Genomic DNA, 6,132 nt, shown 5'->3' with positions numbered 1-6,132 from the left:
CGTGCCGTACGTGCCGTACGTGCCGTACGTGCCGTACGTGCCGTACGTGCCGTACGTGCCGTACGTGCCGTACGTGCCGTACGTGCCGTACGTGCCGTACGTGCCGTACGTGCCGTACGTGCCGTACGTGCCGTACACGCGTGACGCCGTCGGTGCCGGAGGCGGTCAGCCGCCGTACGCGCCGGAGGCGGTCAGCCGCAGTGCCGTGTCGATCAGCGGCACGTGGCTGAAGGCCTGCGGGAAGTTGCCGACCTGCCGCTGGAGCCTGGGGTCCCATTCCTCGGCGAGGAGCCCGAGGTCGTTGCGCAGGGACAGCAGTTTCTCGAAGAGGCGGCGCGCCTCGTCGACGCGGCCGATCATGGCCAGGTCGTCCGCGAGCCAGAACGAGCAGGCCAGGAATGCGCCCTCGTCGCCGGGGAGGCCGTCGACGCCCTCCTCGGCGCCCGAGGTCGGGTAGCGCAGGACGAAGCCGTCCTCGGTGGCCAGCTCGCGCTGGATGGCCTCGATGGTGCCGATGACCCGCTTGTCGTCGGGCGGCAGGAAGCCGACCTGCGGGATCAGCAGCAGGGACGCGTCCAGCTCCCTGGAGCCGTAGGACTGCGTGAAGGTGTTGCGTTCCTTGTCGTAACCCTTCTCGCACACGTCCCGGTGTATGTCGTCCCGCAGCTCCCGCCAGCGCTCCAGCGGTCCGTCCGCGTCCCCGGACTCGATGAGCTTGATGGTCCTGTCGACCGCGACCCAGGCCATGACCTTGGAGTGCACGAAGTGGCGGCGGGGGCCGCGGACCTCCCAGATGCCCTCGTCCGGCTGGTCCCAGTGGTCCTCCAGGTAGCGGATGAGCTTGAGCTGGAGGAGCGAGGCGTAGTCGTTGCGGGCCAGGCCGGTCATGTGCGCGAGGTGCAGTGCCTCGGTGACCTCGCCGTACACGTCCAGCTGGAGCTGGGCGGCCGCGCCGTTGCCGACCCGGACCGGGGCGGAGCCCTCGTAGCCGGGCAGCCAGTCGAGTTCGGCCTCGCCGAGTTCCCGCTCGCCGGCGATGCCGTACATGATCTGCAGGTTCTCCGGGTCGCCGGCGACCGCGCGCAGCAGCCACTCGCGCCAGGCGCGGGCCTCTTCCCGGTAGCCGGTGCGCAGCAGCGAGGACAGGGTGATGGCCGCGTCGCGGAGCCACGTGTAGCGGTAGTCCCAGTTGCGCACGCCGCCGATGTGCTCCGGCAGGGAGGTCGTCGGGGCGGCGACGATGCCGCCGGTCGGCGCGTAGGTGAGGGCCTTGAGGGTGATGAGGGAGCGGACGACGGCCTCCCGGTAGGGGCCGTGGTACGTGCAGTGCTCGACCCACTCGCGCCAGAAGTCCTCGGTCGCCTCCAGCGACACCTCGGGCTCGGGGTGCGGCGGCGGCTCCTTGTGCGAGGGCTGCCAGCTCAGGGTGAAGGCGATCCGCTCACCGGGGGAGACGGTGAAGTCGGAGTACGTCGTGAGGTCCTTGCCGTAGGTGTCGCACTCGGTGTCGAGCCACACCGAGTCCGGACCCGCCACGGCCACCGTGCGGTGGTCCACCTTGTGCACCCAGGGAACCACCCGCCCGTAGCTGAAACGCATCCGCAGCTCGGAGCGCATGGGCACCCGGCCGCTGATGCCCTCGACGATGCGGATGAGCTGCGGGGCTCCGTCGCGCGGGGGCATGAAGTCGGTGATCCGGACCGTGCCGCGCGGCGTGTCCCACTCGGACTCCAGGATCAGCGAGTCACCGCGGTACCTGCGGCGGGCCGCCGTCGGCGGCTGTGTACCCGGCGTATGGGCGGGGCCCAGTCTCCAGAAACCGTGCTCCTCCGTGCCGAGCAGGCCGGCAAAAATCGCATGGGAGTCGAAGCGGGGCAGGCACAGCCAGTCGACCGTGCCGTCCCGGCAGACCAGGGAGGCGGTCTGCATGTCTCCGATGAGGGCGTAATCCTCGATGCGCCCGGCCACGTGCAACTCCAGATCGAACGGCCACTACACACCCCCATAGTGGGGGTGCCTTCAGTGGTCAGGGGAATTATGGCGGACCTGGGATTGCCGGAAAGGGGCGTGGGATGGTGCCTTCGCCGGCCGGTCCGCTGGCGATGTGTCCGAGCAGGATACGACGCAGGTGAGTCATCTGTGGGACTGTCTTGGCAACCGAGCGAGCCGAAAACGCTCACCCCCGTGAGGAGGTGCGCGGGCGAACGGGCGGGGAACGGCGGGTGACCGCGTGACGTGGGGCTCCTCCCGGCCGCGCCCGGGCGGAAACCGCGGGGAGGAGTGCGGTGGAAAGCGCTTCCTCCGCACGAGTGGGCGGGCGGCGCGGCGCTCTCGGGGAGCGTGGCCGGAAGCGGTCTCGTCCCGTCGCTGATACCCTGGTAGCCCGTGGACCGGTGGGCACGACAACCCCCGAACCGCAGCGGCGGCAAACCCCCGAGAACCACCTTCACGGCGGCTCGGACCCGTCAGCCGCCCCGCATCCGAACCGCGACCACGGGAGCCCCCTCTTGGCCATGCCGAATCGATCCTCGACATCCTCGACGACCAAGCACATCTTCGTCACTGGGGGTGTCGCCTCCTCCCTCGGCAAGGGCCTGACCGCCTCCAGCCTGGGCGCGCTGCTCAAGGCGCGGGGCCTGCGGGTCACGATGCAGAAGCTCGACCCGTACCTCAACGTCGACCCGGGCACGATGAACCCCTTCCAGCACGGTGAGGTGTTCGTCACCAACGACGGTGCCGAGACGGACCTGGACATCGGCCACTACGAGCGTTTCCTCGACGTGGACCTGGACGGCTCCGCCAACGTCACCACCGGGCAGGTCTACTCGACGGTGATCGCCAAGGAGCGGCGCGGCGAGTACCTCGGTGACACGGTGCAGGTCATCCCGCACATCACCAACGAGATCAAGCACCGCATCCGGCGCATGGCCACCGACGAGGTCGACGTGGTCATCACCGAGGTCGGCGGCACGGTCGGCGACATCGAGTCGCTGCCGTTCCTGGAGACCGTCCGCCAGGTCAGGCACGAGGTGGGCCGGGACAACGTCTTCGTCGTCCACATCTCCCTGCTGCCGTACATCGGTCCGTCCGGCGAGCTGAAGACCAAGCCCACGCAGCACTCGGTCGCGGCGCTGCGGAACATCGGTATCCAGCCGGACGCGATCGTGCTGCGCGCCGACCGCGAGGTGCCGGACTCCATCAAGCGCAAGATCTCGCTGATGTGCGACGTCGACGAGGCGGCCGTGGTCGCGGCCATCGACGCCAAGTCGATCTACGACATCCCGAAGGTGCTGCACGGCGAGGGCCTGGACGCGTACGTCGTCCGCAAGCTGGACCTGCCCTTCCGCGATGTGGACTGGACGGTGTGGGCGGACCTTCTGGACCGCGTGCACAACCCGCAGCACGAGGTCACGGTCGCGCTCGTCGGCAAGTACATCGACCTGCCCGACGCCTACCTCTCGGTGACCGAGGCGCTGCGCGCGGGCGGTTTCGCCAACCGTGCCCGGGTCAAGATCAAGTGGGTCACCTCCGACGACTGCAGGACCCCGGCGGGCGCCGCCCGGCAGCTCGACGACGTGGACGCGATCTGCGTGCCCGGAGGCTTCGGCGACCGGGGCGTGAACGGCAAGGTCGGCGCGATCACCTATGCCCGCGAGAACAAGGTCCCGCTGCTGGGCCTGTGCCTGGGCCTGCAGTGCATCGTGATCGAGGCCGCCAGGAACCTGGCCGACATCCCGGACGCCAACTCCACCGAGTTCGACCCGGGCACCGCCCACCCGGTGATCTCCACGATGGCCGAGCAGCTCGACATCGTCGCGGGCGAGGGCGACATGGGCGGCACGATGCGCCTGGGCATGTACCCGGCGAAGCTCGCCGAGGGCTCGATCGTCCGCGAGGTCTACGGCGGCGAGCAGTATGTCGAGGAGCGCCACCGCCACCGCTACGAGGTGAACAACTCCTACCGCACGGAACTGGAGAAGAAGGCCGGCCTCGTCTTCTCCGGCACGTCGCCCGACAACAAGCTCGTGGAGTACGTCGAGTACCCGCGCGACGTCCACCCGTACCTGGTCGCCACCCAGGCCCACCCCGAGCTGCGCTCCCGCCCGACCCGGCCGCACCCGCTCTTCGCGGGCCTGGTCAAGGCCGCAGTCGAACGCAAGCAGGCCGAGCAGAAGTAAGAGATACGGTGGTCCGGGGTGCGGGTCCTTTCTGGCCGTGCCCCGGATTTCCGCGTTGCGTGTTGTCGTGTGGAGGACGTACGCACGTGACTCCGCTCCCCCACCTGAAGGAGGGGGCTTCCACCCCGAGGGTCGCGGTCCAGCCCGAACCGATCCCTTGCGGGACGAACGGAAAATGCCACGGGACAACAAGCGATTCCCCCACCGGCTGAGGCCGGTGGTCCCCTCGTGAGGAGACTGATGGAGTTCAAGGACACCCCCGAGGAGTGGCGGGTCACCGCGACCGCGACTCCGTTCACGGGCAACAAGACCAGTGTCCGCACCGACGACGTGGTCATGCCCGACGGCACGGTCGTCCGCCGCGACTACCAGGTGCACCCGGGATCGGTCGCCGTCCTCGCGATCGACGACCAGGACCGCGTGGTGGTGCTGAAGCAGTACCGGCACCCCGTGCGCCAGAAGCTCTGGGAGATCCCGGCCGGACTGCTCGACGTACCGGGCGAGAACCCGCTCACCGCCGCCCAGCGCGAGCTCTACGAGGAGGCGCACGTCAAGGCCGAGGACTGGCGGGTGCTCACCGACGTCTACACCACGCCCGGCGGCTCCGACGAGGCGGTACGCGTCTTCCTGGCACGGCAGCTGTCCGACGCCCAGGGCGACCGCTTCGCCGTCGAGCACGAGGAAGCCGACATGGAGTTCGCGCGGGTGCCGCTGGCCGAACTGGTCCGCGGGGTGCTGGCCGGCGAACTCCACAACAACTGTCTCGTGGTGGGCGTGCTTTCGCTCGCCGCGGCACTCGCGGGGGACGGCCTGGACGCGCTGCGCCCGGCCGACGCGCCGTGGCCGGCGCGGCCCTTCGAGGTCTGAGGACCGCCGGATCCCTGTCACCGTCTTTGGTGTGACTGTCGGCTGATCCGATTGAGGGATCCGGTGTGTCGTGCCCGCCATGCTCCGCACGGATCGTCGCAGAGCGTGAACTACCCTCAAAGTCCCTGCCGGAGTCCCGGCACGGGACGGTGCGCAGGGCGAACGGGAGTCACCCGTGACGGAGCAGGCGGTGAATGCGGCAGAAGGCCTGAACCCCGGTCAGTTCCTCGGCAGGCGCCGGGAGTTGAAGGAACTCCTGACGGACATCGAACGAGCCGGTCTGGACACCATCGCCGGCCGCAAGGCGCCCCGCGCCCGGGTCCTCCTCATCGCCGGACGGCCCGGGTCCGGGCGCACCGCACTCGCCGGGCGGCTGGCCCGCGAGGTCGGGGAGCACTACCCGGACGGCGTGCTCTACGCCCGCCTCACCGTCCCGGGCGGCGAGCCCGTCACCACCGACCGCACCGCCCGCGAACTCCTCGACACGCTCGGCATCCAGGCCCCGCCCGGCGCGGGCGAGGACGAACTCTCCGAGGCGCTGCGCACGGCCCTCGCCGGCCGCCGTGTCCTGCTGATCCTCGACGACGCCGCCGACGCGGCCCAGGTCGACCCGCTGATCCCGGACAACCCCGACTGCCTGGTCGTCGCCACATCCCGCGGCCCCCTCACCGGCATCCCCGATGTCCGCCCCTGCACCCTCGGCGGGCTCGACGCGATCTCCGCCGTCCACCTGCTGTCGTCCTTCACCGGCTCGGTCCGTGTCACCGTCGACCCCACGGCCGCGGAAACCCTGGCCGAGGAATGCGCGGGCCGGCCCGCGGCACTGATCCTGGTCGGCGGCTGGCTCAGGGCCAGGCCGCAGGCGTCGGTGGCCGAGGTGACGAAACGGCTGAGCGAGCTGAGGGCCGAGGACGAGGCGGCGGCCGCGTCCGGCCGCCGCACCGGCGCCTCCCACCCGGGAACGTCCGGCCCCGTCGCCGGCCTGGGCACCGTGCCGGGATGGCGGGGCCGCCCCGCAGGCGGCCCCGTACGGGATGCCGGTCCGTCCCGGGTTCCGGCCGGGTCCGGTCGCGGGGGCGGTGAGGGG

The 6,132-nt window shown here is 70.6% G+C and carries 4 protein-coding genes; 3 read left to right on the top strand and 1 reads right to left on the bottom strand.

Translation table 11 applies throughout. From position 1 onward, the window contains the following. Positions 1–165 precede the first annotated feature (165 nt). Complete coding sequence (locus GUY61_RS26320; protein WP_166632730.1) at positions 166–1,968, bottom strand: glycoside hydrolase family 15 protein; 1,803 nt, start codon at positions 1,966–1,968, stop codon at positions 166–168. Between the two features lie 545 nt (positions 1,969–2,513). On the opposite strand from GUY61_RS26320, the gene GUY61_RS26315 reads away from it, so the two are divergent. The 3 genes from GUY61_RS26315 to GUY61_RS26305 all read left to right on the top strand — a co-directional run. Further along, on the top strand, positions 2,514–4,178 hold the full coding sequence (locus tag GUY61_RS26315) for a CTP synthase (protein ID WP_166632729.1): 1,665 nt from the start codon (positions 2,514–2,516) through the stop codon (positions 4,176–4,178). Positions 4,179–4,418: 240 nt separating this feature from the next. Continuing rightward, positions 4,419–5,045, top strand: a complete 627-nt coding sequence (locus GUY61_RS26310; protein WP_166632728.1) for an NUDIX hydrolase — start codon at positions 4,419–4,421, stop codon at positions 5,043–5,045. A 175-nt stretch (positions 5,046–5,220) separates the two neighbouring features. Continuing rightward, the coding region (locus GUY61_RS26305; protein ID WP_166632727.1) for an NB-ARC domain-containing protein at positions 5,221–6,132 on the top strand (912 nt) is incomplete at its 3' end.

This window comes from Streptomyces sp. GC420, assembly GCF_009916105.1.
GTDB lineage: Bacteria > Actinomycetota > Actinomycetes > Streptomycetales > Streptomycetaceae > Streptomyces.
Note: the sequence above shows the minus strand (reverse complement) of the source record. Positions and strands in the feature narration are given on the sequence as shown.